We start from the raw sequence: 15,326 nt of genomic DNA on the forward strand, positions 1-15,326 counted from the left end.
GCAGACATGTTGCGAAGGAGCTTTCATGCCGCAATACGACGTTGCGATCGTCGGCGCAGGAATTATCGGGCTGGCGCATGCGCTGGCGGCGGCAAAGCGCGGCAAACGCGTTGTGGTTATAGACCGCGACGCACAGGCAAACGGCGCCTCGGTGCGCAATTTCGGATTTGTGACGGTGACCGGCCAGCAGGCTGGCGACTGCTGGGGCAAGGCACGGAAGGCCCGTGATATCTGGGCCGAAGTGGTGGACGAGGCCGGCATCGATGTCCTGCAGCGCGGGCTTTTGCTGGCAGCGAGGCTCGACGAATCCGAAGGCGTGATCGATGCCTTTCTGCGGACCGAAATGGGCGAAGGCTGCGAAAGACTGACGGTCGACGAAGCACGGCGGCTCGTGCCGGCGCTGCGGCCGGAGGCAGCGCCGTTTACACTCTACAGCCCGCATGAGCTGCGCGTGGAGTCCCGAACTGCCATTCCCCTGCTCGCGCGGTATCTTGAAGTCAAATACGGCATCGAGTTCCGCCGCTCCACGGCGGTGAGTGCCGTCGAACCGCCGCGAGTCGAAACGACTGCAGGGGTGATCGAGGCGGAAACAGTGGTCGTCTGCCCGGGCGATGATTTCAAGAGCCTGTTTGCCGACCGGATCGCTGCTTTCAACGTAACGCGCTGCAAACTGCAGATGATGCGCGTCGTTCCGGCGCAACGGGTTTCGCTCGGCACAGCCGTCATGTCCGATCTCGGGCTTGGACGCTATCTCGGCTATGCCGAGTTACCGGAGGCGACTGTGCTCAAGGCGAGGCTCGACCGGGAATTCAAGCCCGAGCGCGAAAACGGCATCCATCTGATCGTCACGCAGTCGGAGGACGGCTCGCTCGTCGTCGGCGACAGCCATCATTATTCCGAAACGCCCGATCCCTTTGGGCTGGAGCGGGTCGACAGGCTGATCCTCGACGAGTTGGACACCGTGCTCAACCTGCCGGGACGCTTCATCACCGAGCGTTGGATCGGCACCTATGCCTCCGCCCCGGACCGCTGGCGGTTCACCGACAAGCCTTTCGACGCGTTGCGCATCGTCGTGGTCACGGCGGGCTGCGGTGCATCCACTGCTTTCGGCATCGGCGAGGAAACCATCGAAGATCTTTACGGGAGCGCAGCATGACGCAATTCAAGGCAGTGGTCTTCGACTGGGCCGGCACGGTCATCGATTTTGGCTCCTTCGCGCCGATGGGCGCCTTTGTGGAAACCTTCGGCAAGTTCGGCATCGAAGTGACGATCGCCGATGCCCGCAAACCGATGGGGCTCCCAAAGCGCGCGCATATTGCGGCAATGCTGGCCGAGCCGCATATTGCCGCCCGCTGGCAGGCTGCATGCGGTACCTCCCCTGACGAATCGGCAATCGATAAGGTCTACGAACTCTTCGTGCCGCTCAACGAGGCGGTCGTGAGCAATTACTGCGCACTGGTACCGGGCGCACTGAGGACGATCGAGTACTTGCGTGAGCGGCAGATGAAGATCGGCTCAACCACCGGCTATACGCGCTCGATCATGGAGCGCGTGCTGCCGCTTGCCGCCGAACAGGGCTATGCGCCCGACAACCTGATCTGCGCCGATGACCTGCCGCTCGGCCGGCCGACGCCGATCGGCATGTACAAATGCTTCGTCGATCTGATGGTCTATCCGGCCTCTGCCGTCCTGAAGGTCGACGATACGGAACCGGGTATTGCCGAAGGTGCTGCCGCCGGCTGCGTGACGGTCGGCGTAACGCTCTCCGGCAATGAAGCCGGCCTGACGCCCGAAGAAGTGGATGCGCTTTCGCCGGAGGCGCGGGCCGAGCTGCACAAAAGGATCGGCGAGAAACTGATCGCCGCCGGCGCCGACTACATTATCGAGACCGTGGCCGACCTGCCGGCGCTCATCGAAGAGCTCGAGGGATAAACGCCGAACGACGTTTGCAGCGCTTATCCGCCGTGATATCTCCCTGCCGAAACAGGGAGATCGAACCCCATGGTCGCTACCATCTACGGTATCAAGAACTGTGACACGATGAAGAAGGCCCGCAGCTGGCTGGAGGACCACGGCGTTGCCTATGACTTCCATGACTACAAGGCTGTCGGCATCGACCGCGCGCATCTGGAACGCTGGATCGACGAGGCAGGCTGGGAAACGGTGCTCAACCGTGCAGGCACGACCTTCCGCAAGTTGCCGGACGCTGCTCGCGAGGACCTCAACCGCGAGAAGGCGATCGCGCTGATGCTCGACCAACCCTCGATGATCAAGCGTCCCGTGCTGGAAGCTGATGACAAGCTGCTGATCGGCTTCAAGCCGGAGATTTACGAGCGGACGTTCGAGGGCTGAGTCATGTCCAGGACCACCCGCGCCACGCAGGTTCTCACGCAGGCAGGCATCGCCTTTACAATTCACACCTATGACTACGATCCGAATGCCGAGCGCGTCGGGCTGCAGGCGGCCGAAGCCTTGGGTGAGGAGCCGCATCGCGTGCTGAAGACGCTGATGGCGGAGGTGGATGGGAAGCCGGTCTGTGTGGTCGTGCCCTCCGACCGCGAGGTCAGCATGAAAAAGCTCGCGGGCACCTTTGGTGGCAAGTCGGCCAATATGATGAAACCGACCGATGCGGAGCGGCTGACGGGATACCATGTCGGCGGTATCAGTCCCTTCGGGCAGAAGAAGATCGTTCCGACGGCAATCGAGGAAACGGCGCTGGCCGAACCGCTGGTTTATATCAATGGCGGACAGCGTGGGCTGCAAGTGCGGCTGGACCCCAAGGACGCGCTAAAAGCACTGAAAGCGACAGCTGCGGCGCTGATCGCCTGAGGCGAGATGAATTGGCCGGAGCGCTTCATTTTCGCCGTAAAGGGGTCTAAGTCTTTCACCTCCCGTCGTAGATATCAGAAGGCAGTTGATCCCATGACGTTCATGCCCCAGAGCCACAGCTCCGTCGATCCCGTCAAACTCGAGAAGCTGGCGGAAGTCGCCATCAAGGTCGGATTGCAGCTTCAGAAGGGGCAGGATCTCGTCATTACCTCTCCTGTCGTGGCGCTGCCGCTGGTGCGCCTGATCACCAAACACGCCTATCTCGCCGGCGCCGGCCTTGTTTCGACCTTCTACTCCGACGAGGAGACGACGTTGGCGCGCTACCAATATGGCAGCGACGAGAGCTTCGACCGGGCTTCCGGCTGGCTCTACGACGGCATGGCGAAGGCCTATGAGAAGGATACCGCCCGCCTTGCTATTGCCGGTGACAATCCGATGCTCCTGTCGGAGCAAGATCCCAGCAAGGTCGGCCGTGCCAACCGCGCCAATTCCACGGCCTACAAGCCGGCGCTGGAGAAGATCTCCAACTTCGACATCAACTGGAACATCGTCTCCTATCCCAACCCCTCCTGGGCGAAGGTCGTCTTCCCCGACGATCCGGAAGCGATTGCCATCGCCAGGCTTGCCAGGGCGATCTTTGCTGCCTCGCGTGTCGACCTCGACGACCCGATCGCGGCATGGGCAGAGCATAATGCCAATCTCGCCAAACGCTCATCCTGGCTGAACGGCGAACGTTTTGCCGCACTGCATTTCACCGGACCGGGCACGGATCTCACTGTCGGCCTGGCGGATGGCCATGAATGGCATGGTGGCGCCTCGACGGCGAAGAACGGCATCACCTGCAATCCGAACATCCCGACCGAGGAAGTCTTCACCACGCCGCATGCGCTGCGCGTGGAAGGCCATGTGTCGAGCACCAAGCCGCTTTCGCATCAGGGCACGCTGATCGACAATATCCGGGTTCGCTTCGAAGGCGGCCGCATCGTCGAGGCCAAGGCCTCGCGCGGCGAGGAGGTCCTGAACAAGGTGCTGGATACGGATGAGGGCGCGCGCCGGCTCGGCGAAGTGGCGCTGGTGCCGCATTCCTCGCCGATCTCCGCGAGCGGTATCCTATTCTACAATACGCTGTTCGACGAGAATGCCTCCTGCCATATCGCACTCGGCCAGTGCTACTCGAAGTGCTTCCTCGATGGCGCTTCGCTTAGCCAGGAGCAGATCAAGGCGCAGGGCGGTAATTCCAGCCTGATCCACATCGACTGGATGATCGGTTCCGACAAGGTCGATATCGACGGCATCAAGCCGGATGGTTCGCGGGTGCCGGTGATGCGCCAGGGCGAGTGGGCGTAACCGCAGCCTTCGGCATCAGGCTGCGCTGGCTGAGCCAGACGCTGACCAGCACCATGGCAAAACCGACAAGCTGGGTTGGCGTCAGGCTTTGGCCGAGCGCCAGCCAGCCGAGCAGGGTTGCGACGACGGGGCTCAGAAAACCAAGCGATGCCGCGGCCGAGGGCTCGATGCGTGACAGGCCGCGGAACCAGAGCAGATAGGTGAAGGCTGCACCAATGAGGCCGAGATAGGCGATGCCGAATATATTGGCTGCCGTCGGTACCGGAAGCGCAGGCTCCAGAAAGAAGGCGACGGGCACGAGCAGGATGCCGCCCGCAGTCAGTTGCCATGAGGTAAAAGTCAGGCTCGATACGGGCGGCTGCCAATGGCGGGTCAGCACCGTACCAAAAGCCATGGAGACGGCACCGGCAAGACCTGCGGCAACACCGACAGGATCGAGTGCCGCTTTGGGGCTGAGCACCAGAAGTGCCACCCCACCCATGCCGATCAGGCCGGCAATGACAGCGAAGAATCGGATCGGCTTGCCAAGGAAAAGGCGCGACAGCGCGATGACGATCAGTGGCTGCACGGCGCCGACCGTGGCCGCCACGCCGCCCGGCAATCGGTAGGCCGAAACGAAAAGCATCGCCCAGAAGAATGAGAAATTCAGCGCGCCGAGAATGAAGGCGCGGCCCCACCAGATGCCCGTGGGCAGCTTCCGGACAATCAGCAGCAGAAGCAGACCGGCCGGCAGCGCACGCAGCATCGCCACCGTCAGCGGATAATCCTGCGGCAGGAAGGACGTCGTGACGAAATAGGTGCTTCCCCAGACGGCGGGAGCAACAGCGGTCATCAGCACATCGGTGGCATAGCGTGCATTTGTCTTCATTTCAAGAATCTCTACTTCAAGATAAATTTAGCATAGTGCATTTTATCTTGACGTCAAGAGATCTCCTGATATCGATGCGGCATGGGCAAAACCAATGAAGATCACGTCGACCGGATCCTGGCTCAGTGGCGGCGCGAGCGGCCAGAGCTGGATGTCGAACCCATGGGGATCTTCGGCCGGTTGAAACGGCTGACGACGCATATCGGCCGGGAAGTGGAAAACGTACTGCTCAAGCATGGCCTCTCCTCTTCCGCCTTCGATGTGCTGGCGACCCTTCGCCGCTCCGGCGCGCCCTACCGGCTTTCGCCCGGAGAATTGCTCGGCATGACCATGGTGAGTTCAGGCACGATGACGAACCGGATCGACCAGCTGGAAAAGGCCGGCTTCGTGGAACGGCTGTTTAATCCCGAAGACAGGCGCAGCGTGCTGATTGCGCTCACCGAGAAGGGGCTGGCGATCGTGGAAGAGGCGGTCGGCGCCCATGTCGCCAACCAACAGCGGTTGACGCGCAATCTGACAGATAAGGACAAGGCGGAGCTTGATCGGCTGCTGAAGAAATTCCTGTCGGACTTCGAATAGTCAGACGGCCGCGAGCACCTTGCGGATGCGCTCCAGATGCGCCCTGCGTCTGGCATCCGTCGTGCGGTCCATGTCGTGCAGGCTCAGCATACGGAATACGAGTTTCTTCGAGCAGAAATTGGCAATGCCGCGCTTCAGCAGGCGGCGGACGGGATTGCCCATATAGAAATGCACCAGCCACCAGGGTGAACCTGTCGTCGTCAGCGCATAGAGCAGCCTGATATTGGTGAGCTGCGGCACGATGCGGCCGCCGGCGGCATCGTGGGTGAAAGCGACGCCCGGCGCAAAGATGCGATCGAAGAAGCCCTTCAGGATCGCCGGGAAATTGAACCACCACTGCGGGAAAACGAGGACGAGCCCGTCAGCAGCCTGAAGACGAACCAAGATACCGGCAACGGCAGAGGTGTCGTAAGGCACGTCGAAATAGCCGCTCCGCTCGGCCTTCGATAGCCGAGGGTCAAAATCCTCGGCATAGAGATCCAGCAGATCGACAGTATGGCCGGAGGCTTCGAGTGCCTCCTGAGCGGTCCGGGCCACAGAAGCAGCAAAGCTTTCCGGCAGCGGATGGGCGAGCACGAGCAGAATGTGCATCGCTAGAACAGGCTTCCCTGTTTCGGCGGCTCGCCCCCCCTTGCAGTGCGCTTCTTAGACCCTGCCGGTGGAGTGCCGCCTTCGGTCGTCATGGCCCCGACGCGGCCATCGGCAAACTCGATGGCGATGCCCATCCCAGCGGAGAGTGCGGCAGCCTGCGATACCGGCCTGTTGTCCTCATCGCGGATGACCGCATAACCGCGCTTCAGCACGTTCTTGTAGGAGAGAGACTGAAGAACGCGGTCCTGTGCAGAAAGCTCGGCGCGCGCACGCGTCAGCTGATGGTGGATCGCAGTATCGGCATGGCGCGAAAGATTGCCGAGCCTCTCGCGGCCACGATCGGTCTGAGTCTTCAGCCGCGCCGGAAGCGAGGCGAGAATTGCTTCGGCGCGCTCAATGCGGGACTTTGAACGATCGAGCAGACGCTCGACGGTACGCTCAGCCCGGGCCATGCGCTCGTTGAGAAGCTGGCGACGCTCGGTGATGCGGTTCGACAGCACGTCCGGACGCAGATGCGAAGCGACACGCTCGAAACCGCGGCGCTTGTTGATGGTGTTGAGTTCCAGCCCGCGGCCGAGGCCGGTGGCCGCCTCATCGAAGCGGCGGCGGGGCAGCGCCAGCAATTGGTCGAGCGACGGCAGAGCGCGCATCAAAGCGCGAACGGACTGGCGGCGCTGATCCATCTGGCGGCTCATGCAGCCCTGCAGGCGGGCAGTGAGACCTGCGGTCTGCGCCTCAAGCTCGGCCTTGACGGGCACGGCCATTTCAGCGGCACCCGTCGGTGTCGGCGCACGGACATCGGCGGCGTAATCGATCAGCGTCCAGTCCGTCTCGTGGCCAACAGCGGAGATCAAAGGAATTCGGCTGTCGGCTGCGGCACGCACGACGATTTCGTCGTTGAAGCTCCAGAGATCTTCGAGACTGCCGCCGCCTCGCGCGACGATCAGCACATCCGGACGCGGGATCTCACCGCCGGGTTCCATGGCATTAAAGCCGTTGATGGCGTTCGCCACCTCCTCGCCGGAGCCCTCCCCCTGCACCTTGACTGGCCAGACGATGACATGGACCGGGAAACGATCGGAGATACGATGCAGGATATCGCGGATGACGGCGCCGGTGGGCGAGGTCACGACGCCGATGACCTCAGGCATGAAAGGCAGGCGCTTCTTGCGCGATGGATCGAACAGGCCCTCAGCGCTGAGCCTGCGCTTGCGCTCCTCGATCAATGCCATCAGCGCGCCTGCACCAGCAGGCTCCAGGGTCTCGATGACGATCTGATATTTGGAAGAGCCGGGGAAGGTCGTGACCTTGCCGGTCGCGATCACCTCCATGCCCTCTTCCGGACGGAACTTCAGGCGGGAAAAAGTGCCTTTCCAAATGACCGCATCGATGCGAGCGCGGTCGTCCTTCAACGAAAAATAGGCATGACCGGAAGAATGCGGCCCGCGGTAGCCGGAAATCTCGCCGCGCACCCGCACCTGATCAAAGGCTGTCTCGACGGTCCGCTTGATGGAACCGGACAGTTCAGAGACTGAATATTCCGCAAGATTGGTGGGCGAATCGCCGTCAAAGACATTGCTCATCCGCCCTTTCTATTTTGATCGACCCCGAACGGGAAGGTCGGCTCCGTCGAAGGGCGTATTTTTACCCGAAAATCGACGAAAGACCCTAGAAATAGGGATATCGCTACGTCCAAAAAAAACTTAGTATTATTCATGTTCGTAGGGAGTGGCGAACACTGACCCGAAAATGAGCATGCTGGTGACAGTGAAAATTCCCCGCCGATGAAAGGCGCGGGAGCGATCGCTTATCTTATCGTCGCTATTGCTCAACCTTATTGGGTATCGGCTCGCCCTCTTTCCGAACAACCAGTCGATCCGACGTCGATCGAATTGTCAGCGTGATGCTGCTTCGTTCAATGCCGGTGCCGTCACTGGAGAGTTCCGTTTACGTAAGCGAGAAAGTAACGGAACTTTTCAGCCTGTAACAGAGTTGATTTGTATCGAAACACGTACCCGGCGCGAGCCGGAGGAAATGCCGTCAGGTGAACGCATCCGTAACCATGGCCGCAATTGAAGCTTCCATGGAGGGTGGCCAATAAACTTTTGTTAGCGGAGGGCTCCTAGGCTCCTCGCAAACGACCTGAAGAAGAGGTGACGACATGATCATCCTGACAGCAACCACACTGGGCCTCACCGTCGGCCTCATGCGCTCGGCCAGCGTCATTGCGCTGGTCGCCATGCTGATCGGCGCGACCTTTGCTCTCGCCGCAATCGCTTCCGGCGGCGCGGTGTCATTCCTGGCGCTTCTCTACACGATCATCGGCTATAATGCCGGTCTGCTGCTTTATCTCGGCGGTCTCTTCACCACCGATCGCCTGCGGGCCGTACTCGTCCATTCCTGAAAAGATAGGACCTCAGTCCGACGTCGGCCGGTAACGGAAGAACTGGACGCCGCTGTTGGCGGCTTTCGGAAGCGGGTCGAGGTAGGGCGGAATAATGCCCTTGCCGAGCTGCGCATAGAGCCCATCGGGCTTCAATCTGGCAATTTCACGGGTCTGCAGATCATCCGCGCAGAACGCAAGCATCGTGACACCCGCTCCTTTCAGAAATGCTCCCGCCTCCAGCGGCTCAGCCAGACCGATATGCATCTCGGTCAGCATGCCACCCTGGTTTCGATGGTAGGGCGCCGACAGGACACGGTTGACGGTGTAGCGCAGGATTGGCACGCCCATTTCCGATGGCGCCGAGATCAGACCAGCGGGCACGGCGGCAAGCGGAGCGAGCGCCTGTTTCGATGAGCAGGAGAGACGCTCTGCCTCCTCCCCATTATTCGTCTTGTCGAGCTGCATTTCGACAAGCGCGCCGCCGACGGCCCATACCGCCGGTACGCTTGCCAGAACCGTGACGATATAGACGAGGGCAATCGCGGCATTCTCGCTATCGCCGTTCGACATGCGACGCACGTCGATGATCAGCAGGGCAAGCGGCAGGATGGACAGAAGGTTTGCGAAGACGGCTCCCCGGACCTGGACCAGGGCGACAGCCCAGCTGACGCTCAAGAGCGCCAGAAGGACGAGATGGATCTGCACGCGATCGCCCTGCACGGAGCGGAAAATGCAGACGGCGATCGCCAGCAGGCCGGGCGCATAGAATGCGCCAATGGAAAAGGGATCCGTCCGGCTGAGCGCGAGAATGGATTGCGCTTCCGAAACATTGCGAAGCCAGAGCTCGACCAGCATGGGATCAAGATCGGCAAGCGGATTGCGTAGGCATTGCGGCTCAATGACCATTGCCGAGCCGAGAACAGCAGCGCCGACGGCCGCAAGTACGGCAAAGCGCAGGCCGCGGCCGAGACGGCTGGCAAAGACTGCGGAAGCGAGCAGCAGGCCACCGCCAATCGTCGCCAAGCTGTAGAAGCCGAGCGAAAGATTGTCGCACGTCACCGTCGAATATTGTTGTGGCGGCACCGTCGCAAAGAAGAGGATGCTGATCGCAACAGCGAGGCTGAGGCCGAAAGCCTTGGTGGCGGCAGCGAACGGATCGCCTTCCCAGGCCCAGAGCAGCGCCACCACCAGACAATAGGTGGCAACGAAGGGTGTGGTTTCCGCGCCGATCGCGATCGCCAATGCCGCTGACACACCAGCGACGGCGTAGTTCCACGCGCGCTGTCTTTCATCGAACAACATCGCCACCATGGTTGCGACGAGCGCGAGCTGGGCATTGTGATGATCGACGGCGCCGGGCGCGAAGCGATTGCCGGTATAGATTGCCATACCGGCAAAGCAGAAGGACAGGTGCATACCGGCAAGGCCGCCGACACGCCTGCCGGCAAGGCCCATGGCAAGCATGGCAGGAAAAACGAGCGACAGAGGCCAGACCACAAGGGCCGCGGCTTCTGCGGCATCATGGCTGAGGAAGAGGCCGAAAAAGCGGATCAGGGCAGTGATCGGCAGGTCGATCAGCCGCGACCAATGCATGAGCGTGCCCTCGCCGAGGCCGAGCCGATACTGCATCAGATCGAACCAGCCCTGCCCATTCAGGAAATCTCTGACCTCTACGAGGCGCATGCCGTCGTCATTATCAGGGCCGACATAATCGACCGGGCCGCCGGCATATTTCATGACGGTGATAATGCCGATCAGGATCACCGTGTAGATGAGGGCGGATGGCAGGAGATGAGTGAGCATCTGCCGGATTCTGCCGATGAATCCAGTCCTGGCTGATGCGGATTGCGCCTTGGCGATCGGCTGCACTGCGTTCATCATGATAGCCAGGTGGTTGCGTGATGGGCAAACCTTAGCCTTGGCTTATCAAGAAAGTGTAAACCACAGGACGTGACGGCTTCGGTTCCTATAGCGGCTTGTTAACGCTGCATGCAGTAAATTCGCCGCGGTTTCTTTGTAACGAGTGTAACCCCATGGCGCGATCGCTCAGCGAAAGTCCTGATATTGCCGTTCTGCTTCCCTGCTACAACGAAGCGGCGACGATCGGTGCTGTTGTCAGGGGGTTCCGGGCGGCCCTGCCCGATGCGCATATCCACGTCTACGACAACAATTCCACTGACGGCACAGCGCTGCATGCCATGCTTGCCAGCGCGCAGGTCGTGCGCGAGCGGCGCCAGGGCAAGGGCCATGTGGTGCGCCGCATGTTTGCCGATATCGATGCCGACATCTACATAATCGCCGACGGCGACGGGACCTACGCGCCCGAGGATGCCGAAGAGTTGGTACGGACGCTGCTGACGGAACGGGCCGACATGGTGGTCGGCACGCGGCGCGGTGTGCATGACGACGCCGGCCGGCAGGGGCATGCCTTTGGCAACCGGCTGTTCAATATCCTCTACCGCGCGATCTTCGGGCCCGACTTCACCGATATCTTCTCCGGCTACCGGGCCTTTTCACGCCGTTTCGTCAAGAGCTTTCCAGCGGTTTCCGGCGGCTTCGAGATCGAAACGGAAATGTCGGTGCATGCATCGCGGTTGAAATTGCCTGTCAGCGAACTGGAACTGCATTATGGCAGGCGCCCGGAAGGCTCGCATTCGAAGCTCTCGACCTTCCGCGACGGCCGCAAGATCTTGTGGATGTTCGCCATGCTGATGAAGGAGACGCGGCCCTTTGCCTTCTTCGGCACGATCAGCGCGCTCTTCATGCTGGCAAGCCTCGGCTTCATGGGGCCGGTGCTGGCGGAATATTTTGCGACCGGCCTTGTCAGCCGCATGCCGACCTGGGTGCTTTCGACGGCGCTCGCGATGATCTCCATCATGTTGTTTACAGCCGGCGTCATTCTCGATTCCGTTGCGCGGGCGCGGGCCGAACAGTTGCGCATCCACTATATGAGCTTCCCTGCACCGGTCTCGCTGAAGGATAAAACCTCGTCCATAATGCCTGATGGCAACAAGGCGGATGCGGCATGAAGAAGCTCGTTCGTTTCGCGATCGCCGGCGGGCTGGGCTTCATCGTCGATGCGGGCGTACTTGCGCTGCTTCTGCATCTGACACCACTCGGTCCCTTCATTGCCCGGCTATTCGCCATTGTCCTGGCGATGGCGACGACATGGGCCTTCAACCGGACTTTCACATTTGACCGGTCCGGCCGGTCGCTGGCAGCGGAAGGCTTCCGCTACGGCTCTGTCGGCGTCACTGCCGCCCTCGTCAATTACGGGCTCTATTCGGCGCTGCTTCTATCATTACCGGCGCTGGAGCCGCTTGTCGCAATGGTGCTCGCGACCGCAGCGTCGATGTTCTTCAGCTTCTTTGGCTATTCTCGCTTCGTCTTCCGCGCGGAATAGGGGTCAGACGGCTTCCCAGCCATCCTGCTCGCTGGCCCGGTAGATGGCGTCGATGACCTTCTGATTGAGCTTCGAATCTTCCAGCGTGACGATTTCTTCCTTTTCGCCTGCTGCAGCGCGGGCAAAGGCTTCCGCCTGGCACCTGTACTGGCGGCTGTCCTGAAAGCGGATGATCTGGGATTCACTGTGACCGCGATTGGTCACTTCGATCTCCTCCGGCCCCCAGCGATTGGCATTAAAGGGCGACTTGACCTCGATATAACCGTCAGTGCCGTGGAAAACCATGATCTGCCGACCGGCCATCTGGGTGGAGATGTAAAAGCTCAGCTCGAACTCRCCGAAATCCGCCTTCACGCTGGAATAGATATCGGTGCCGAATTCCGCATCGCGCTCGGTGATCGCCTGGATCCAGGACGGCTCCTTGCCGGTGGAGAAGCGGGTGCTGATGACGGGATAGACGCCGATATCAGGCAGGCCGCCGCCGCCAAGTTCTGGAATGTTGCGCATATTGCCGGGGTCGCGGTTGTAATAGGTGAAGGCGCCCTGCACATGACGAAGCTCGCCGATCGCACCCTCCTGCAGCAGTGATCGGACTTTGCGCCAGACCGGCGAGTAGGTGACCATGAAGGCTTCGCTGATGATGACCTTGTTGCGGTCGCGGGCGGCGATCAGATCGTCGATCTCGGAGGCCTTCAGCGCGATCGGCTTTTCGCAGAGCACGTGCTTGCCGGCATCGGCAGCCTTGATCGACCACTCGACATGCTGGGCAGTCGGCAGCGGAATATAGACGGCATCGATGGTGTCGGACGCCAGCATCTCCTCGTAGGAGCCGAAGGCATGCGGCACGGAGAAGCGGTCTGCCATTTCGCGGGCACGCGCAAAATCGCGGCTGGCGATCGCGGTAATGACGCAGTTTTCCGCGTCCTGGATGGCGGGAACGACGTTGTCCCTGCCGATCTTAGCCGTTGAAATTATACCGAAACGCAGCATGAAAGGTCCTCCTGAAATCGTCTGGGCGCACCTTATGCAGCCCTGTCATGCGGCGCAATGGCGCGACGGCCGATCACGGAAGTTTGGTTTCCTTCGAGGGTACTCCGCGCTAGGTTACTTGCGAACGGCGTTCTGCCGTTTCCTCAGATTTCAATCACTTCAGCATTTTGGGAGAGCGTCATGGAAATGCGCCGGCTTGGAAAAACAGGTCTTTCAATTTCGCCGATCGTCTTCGGCGGCAATGTATTCGGCTGGACGGCCGATGAAAAAACGTCCTTCGACATTCTGGACGGCTTTTTTGACGCCGGCCTCAACACGATCGACACGGCTGACGTCTATTCGGCCTGGGTGCCGGGCAACAAGGGCGGTGATTCCGAAGAGATTATCGGCAAGTGGCTGAAGAAGGGAAAAATCTCCCGCGACAAGGCCGTCATCATCACGAAGGTCGGCTCGGACATGGGTCAGGGCAAGACGCTGAAGGCCAGCTACATCCTGAAGGCAGTCGAGGATTCGCTGCGCCGGCTGCAGACCGACTATATCGATCTCTATCTGTCGCACTGGCCGGATGCCGATACGCCGCATGAGGAATCGCTTGGTGCCTATGCTAAACTCCTGGAACAGGGCAAGATCCGTTCCGTCGGCTGCTCGAATTATGATGCGAGCCTGCTGCAGGCCTCCTTCGACGCCGCCGACAAGGCAGGTCTGCCGCGCTATCAGGCGCTACAGCCGGAATATAACCTCTACGAGCGTGCGAGCTTCGAAGGTCCGCTTGCCGATCTCTGCGCCAAGGAAGATATCGGCGTCATTACCTATTTCAGCCTCGCGGCCGGCTTTCTCTCGGGCAAGTACCGCAGCAAGGCGGATACAGAGGGCAAGGCGCGCGAGGGCCGCGTTGCCCAGTATTTGAATGACAAGGGCATGCGCATCCTCGCGGCACTCGACAAGGTCTCCGCCGAGACGGGTGCAAAACCCGCGGAAATCTCGCTCGCCTGGCTGCTGCGCAAGAAGGGCGTGACGGCGCCGATTGCCAGTGCTACGAGCCTTTCCCAGCTTGAAAGCCTGGTGAAATCCGCAACGCTTGAGCTCTCCGACGAGACAATGGCGCTGCTCGACAAGGCCGGCGCCTGAAACGAGGTGATGCCATGACCGTGACAATCCGCGATGCGAGGCCTGAGGACGAAGCACGCTGGCGTGCGCTCTGGGCGGACTATCTCGCCTTCTACGAGGTCACCGTCGATGCCGACATTACCGATTCCACCTGGCGCCGGGTCTTCGATCCGGCGTCGGCAATCTTCATGCGGATGGCGGAACTCGACGGCGCGGTCGTCGGCTTTACGCTCTGCCTGACGCATGAGGGCACCTGGATCCGCGGCAAGGACTGCTATCTGGAAGACCTGTTCGTTTCCGAGGATGTGCGCGGCAAGGGTGTGGGCCGGGCGCTGATGGACGACCTCGTGGCACTCTGCAAAAAGAACGGCTGGTCGCGGCTCTACTGGCATACGAGCGAACAGAACAAAACGGCCCGCGCACTCTACGACACATACGTCAAAAGCGACGGCCACATCCGCTACCGCATCAATTTCTGAGTTGCGGAAAACCTTCATACCATTCGGAATGATCGCCTTCCCAGTTGGTCATGCCCTGCTTGGTGAGGATGCCGCGCGGGCGTACATAACTCTGAATTACCCGCTTCGGCCGTTCATGCCATTGGATATTGAAGGCCCATAATTTGGGGAAGAAGCAGAGCGAGGCATAAGGCAGGTGGTCGTGGATCCACCAGGCGAGCCGCTGCCAGTCGCTTTCATCGCCATAGCGATCGACCATCCAGGGAATGGCGATGCAGACGGCAGCGCCCATGCAGCCGTCAAAGTCTCTGACATCCCATATGTGATGGGCAGCAGTGGCTGCGTTGGTCGAGCAATTCAGTCTGTTCTCGTTGCCGAAGCGGTTGACCGCGGGTGAACGGTAGCCGGAGCGGATATGCAGGCGTCCGAAGGTCGCTTCCAGCGGTTCCAGAAGTTGCGCGCAAAGGCGTCTGCCCACCTCGATCGCCAGATCGGGATCGTCGGGGATATTCGGGATACGGTAGAAATCGGCAATCTCGGAATGGAGAAAATCGCGAAAGAAGAAGTTCTTCGACAGGCGCACCCGGCCGAGATCCTCAAGCCCTTTCATCGATCCTGGTTTCTTCATGTGCGGGGCCTCCCGATTGCTCCCGACATCATTGCCCGGAAAATGCAGCTGTTCCACCCGAAACGCGCCGGGAACAATTAGCGCGGTATTTGCTTCTAAGAGTGTCGCCGAAAAGGGCGCGAATCCCCAATGAAGGAACG

At 60.7% G+C, this 15,326-nt stretch carries 17 protein-coding genes; 11 read left to right on the forward strand and 6 right to left on the reverse strand.

The features are described 5' to 3' along the window. Positions 1–25: 25 nt before the first annotated feature. The 5 genes from AC1DUP_RS08735 to AC1DUP_RS08755 all read left to right on the forward strand — a co-directional run bounded on the left by AC1DUP_RS08735 (position 26) and on the right by AC1DUP_RS08755 (position 4,176). Positions 26–1,156: a TIGR03364 family FAD-dependent oxidoreductase gene (locus AC1DUP_RS08735; protein ID WP_477832439.1), complete on the forward strand. Its 1,131-nt coding sequence runs from the start codon at positions 26–28 to the stop codon at positions 1,154–1,156. Next, positions 1,153–1,932, forward strand: coding sequence for a phosphonoacetaldehyde hydrolase (gene phnX, locus AC1DUP_RS08740; RefSeq protein WP_113298251.1), 780 nt, complete (start codon positions 1,153–1,155; stop codon positions 1,930–1,932). The genes AC1DUP_RS08735 and phnX overlap by 4 nt, the downstream gene beginning before the upstream one ends. A 69-nt stretch (positions 1,933–2,001) precedes the next feature. Continuing rightward, positions 2,002–2,352 carry an ArsC family reductase gene (locus tag AC1DUP_RS08745; protein ID WP_113307697.1) on the forward strand — a complete coding sequence of 117 codons (351 nt, stop codon included), beginning with the start codon at positions 2,002–2,004 and terminating at the stop codon, positions 2,350–2,352. A gap of 3 nt (positions 2,353–2,355) precedes the next feature. Then, on the forward strand, positions 2,356–2,829 hold the full coding sequence (gene ybaK, locus AC1DUP_RS08750) for a Cys-tRNA(Pro) deacylase (RefSeq protein WP_113298249.1): 474 nt from the start codon (positions 2,356–2,358) through the stop codon (positions 2,827–2,829). A gap of 93 nt (positions 2,830–2,922) precedes the next feature. After that, on the forward strand, positions 2,923–4,176 hold the full coding sequence (locus AC1DUP_RS08755; protein ID WP_477832440.1) for an aminopeptidase: 1,254 nt from the start codon (positions 2,923–2,925) through the stop codon (positions 4,174–4,176). Here AC1DUP_RS08755 and AC1DUP_RS08760 read toward each other — a convergent pair. Further along, entirely contained in the window at positions 4,124–5,044 is a 921-nt protein-coding gene (locus tag AC1DUP_RS08760) for an EamA family transporter (protein ID WP_477832441.1), read from the reverse strand. The two genes, AC1DUP_RS08755 and AC1DUP_RS08760, sit on opposite strands and share 53 nt — an antisense overlap. 81 nt (positions 5,045–5,125) lie before the next feature. Between AC1DUP_RS08760 and AC1DUP_RS08765 the strand changes: the two genes are divergently transcribed. Next, complete coding sequence (locus AC1DUP_RS08765) at positions 5,126–5,623, forward strand: MarR family transcriptional regulator (RefSeq protein ID WP_113298246.1); 498 nt, start codon at positions 5,126–5,128, stop codon at positions 5,621–5,623. Here the strand turns inward: AC1DUP_RS08765 and AC1DUP_RS08770 are convergent, their stop codons facing one another. Further along, positions 5,624–6,214 carry an NAD(P)H-dependent oxidoreductase gene (locus tag AC1DUP_RS08770; protein ID WP_477832442.1) on the reverse strand — a complete coding sequence of 197 codons (591 nt, stop codon included), beginning with the start codon at positions 6,212–6,214 and terminating at the stop codon, positions 5,624–5,626. It abuts the gene before it with no gap. A 2-nt stretch (positions 6,215–6,216) separates the two neighbouring features. After that, a complete protein-coding gene (gene xseA, locus AC1DUP_RS08775) occupies positions 6,217–7,797 on the reverse strand; it encodes an exodeoxyribonuclease VII large subunit (protein ID WP_477832443.1) in 1,581 nt (526 codons plus the stop codon). Between the two features lie 578 nt (positions 7,798–8,375). Between xseA and AC1DUP_RS08780 the strand changes: the two genes are divergently transcribed. Then, a complete protein-coding gene (locus tag AC1DUP_RS08780) occupies positions 8,376–8,618 on the forward strand; it encodes a hypothetical protein (RefSeq protein ID WP_113298243.1) in 243 nt (80 codons plus the stop codon). A 12-nt stretch (positions 8,619–8,630) separates the two neighbouring features. On the opposite strand, the gene AC1DUP_RS08785 is transcribed toward AC1DUP_RS08780, so the two are convergent. Next, positions 8,631–10,478 carry a hypothetical protein gene (locus AC1DUP_RS08785; protein ID WP_477832444.1) on the reverse strand — a complete coding sequence of 616 codons (1,848 nt, stop codon included), beginning with the start codon at positions 10,476–10,478 and terminating at the stop codon, positions 8,631–8,633. A gap of 155 nt (positions 10,479–10,633) precedes the next feature. Between AC1DUP_RS08785 and AC1DUP_RS08790 the strand changes: the two genes are divergently transcribed. Beyond that, positions 10,634–11,629 carry a glycosyltransferase gene (locus AC1DUP_RS08790; protein WP_113298241.1) on the forward strand — a complete coding sequence of 332 codons (996 nt, stop codon included), beginning with the start codon at positions 10,634–10,636 and terminating at the stop codon, positions 11,627–11,629. After that, positions 11,626–12,003 carry a GtrA family protein gene (locus tag AC1DUP_RS08795; protein ID WP_113298240.1) on the forward strand — a complete coding sequence of 126 codons (378 nt, stop codon included), beginning with the start codon at positions 11,626–11,628 and terminating at the stop codon, positions 12,001–12,003. The genes AC1DUP_RS08790 and AC1DUP_RS08795 overlap by 4 nt, the downstream gene beginning before the upstream one ends. A gap of 3 nt (positions 12,004–12,006) precedes the next feature. Here the strand turns inward: AC1DUP_RS08795 and AC1DUP_RS08800 are convergent, their stop codons facing one another. Continuing rightward, on the reverse strand, positions 12,007–12,993 hold the full coding sequence (locus AC1DUP_RS08800; RefSeq protein ID WP_113298239.1) for a Gfo/Idh/MocA family protein: 987 nt from the start codon (positions 12,991–12,993) through the stop codon (positions 12,007–12,009). 180 nt (positions 12,994–13,173) lie between these two features. Between AC1DUP_RS08800 and AC1DUP_RS08805 the strand changes: the two genes are divergently transcribed. Together AC1DUP_RS08805 and AC1DUP_RS08810 are read left to right on the forward strand one after the other, a co-directional pair. After that, a complete protein-coding gene (locus AC1DUP_RS08805; RefSeq protein WP_477832445.1) occupies positions 13,174–14,121 on the forward strand; it encodes an aldo/keto reductase in 948 nt (315 codons plus the stop codon). Positions 14,122–14,135: 14 nt separating this feature from the next. Continuing rightward, on the forward strand, positions 14,136–14,579 hold the full coding sequence (locus tag AC1DUP_RS08810; protein ID WP_113298237.1) for a GNAT family N-acetyltransferase: 444 nt from the start codon (positions 14,136–14,138) through the stop codon (positions 14,577–14,579). On the opposite strand, the gene AC1DUP_RS08815 is transcribed toward AC1DUP_RS08810, so the two are convergent. Then, positions 14,569–15,186 carry a hypothetical protein gene (locus tag AC1DUP_RS08815; RefSeq protein WP_477832446.1) on the reverse strand — a complete coding sequence of 206 codons (618 nt, stop codon included), beginning with the start codon at positions 15,184–15,186 and terminating at the stop codon, positions 14,569–14,571. The genes AC1DUP_RS08810 and AC1DUP_RS08815 overlap by 11 nt on opposite strands. Positions 15,187–15,326: the final 140 nt, after the last annotated feature.

The organism is Rhizobium sp. 01L419 (genome assembly GCF_056400025.1).

Excerpts from the sequence above, each read along its gene's own strand:
- AC1DUP_RS08755 (WP_477832440.1), top strand. The coding sequence starts at position 2,923 with ATGACGTTCATGCCCCAGAGCCACAGCTCCGTCGATCCCGTCAAACTC.
- AC1DUP_RS08785 (WP_477832444.1), bottom strand. The coding sequence starts at position 10,478 with ATGAACGCAGTGCAGCCGATCGCCAAGGCGCAATCCGCATCAGCCAGG.
- AC1DUP_RS08815 (WP_477832446.1), bottom strand. The coding sequence starts at position 15,186 with ATGAAGAAACCAGGATCGATGAAAGGGCTTGAGGATCTCGGCCGGGTG.
- AC1DUP_RS08765 (WP_113298246.1), top strand. The coding sequence starts at position 5,126 with ATGGGCAAAACCAATGAAGATCACGTCGACCGGATCCTGGCTCAGTGG.
- AC1DUP_RS08770 (WP_477832442.1), bottom strand. The coding sequence starts at position 6,214 with ATGCACATTCTGCTCGTGCTCGCCCATCCGCTGCCGGAAAGCTTTGCT.
- xseA (WP_477832443.1), bottom strand. The coding sequence starts at position 7,797 with ATGAGCAATGTCTTTGACGGCGATTCGCCCACCAATCTTGCGGAATAT.
- AC1DUP_RS08795 (WP_113298240.1), top strand. The coding sequence starts at position 11,626 with ATGAAGAAGCTCGTTCGTTTCGCGATCGCCGGCGGGCTGGGCTTCATC.
- AC1DUP_RS08810 (WP_113298237.1), top strand. The coding sequence starts at position 14,136 with ATGACCGTGACAATCCGCGATGCGAGGCCTGAGGACGAAGCACGCTGG.
- AC1DUP_RS08780 (WP_113298243.1), top strand. The coding sequence starts at position 8,376 with ATGATCATCCTGACAGCAACCACACTGGGCCTCACCGTCGGCCTCATG.
- AC1DUP_RS08735 (WP_477832439.1), top strand. The coding sequence starts at position 26 with ATGCCGCAATACGACGTTGCGATCGTCGGCGCAGGAATTATCGGGCTG.
- ybaK (WP_113298249.1), top strand. The coding sequence starts at position 2,356 with ATGTCCAGGACCACCCGCGCCACGCAGGTTCTCACGCAGGCAGGCATC.
- AC1DUP_RS08745 (WP_113307697.1), top strand. The coding sequence starts at position 2,002 with ATGGTCGCTACCATCTACGGTATCAAGAACTGTGACACGATGAAGAAG.
- phnX (WP_113298251.1), top strand. The coding sequence starts at position 1,153 with ATGACGCAATTCAAGGCAGTGGTCTTCGACTGGGCCGGCACGGTCATC.
- AC1DUP_RS08790 (WP_113298241.1), top strand. The coding sequence starts at position 10,634 with ATGGCGCGATCGCTCAGCGAAAGTCCTGATATTGCCGTTCTGCTTCCC.
- AC1DUP_RS08760 (WP_477832441.1), bottom strand. The coding sequence starts at position 5,044 with ATGAAGACAAATGCACGCTATGCCACCGATGTGCTGATGACCGCTGTT.
- AC1DUP_RS08805 (WP_477832445.1), top strand. The coding sequence starts at position 13,174 with ATGGAAATGCGCCGGCTTGGAAAAACAGGTCTTTCAATTTCGCCGATC.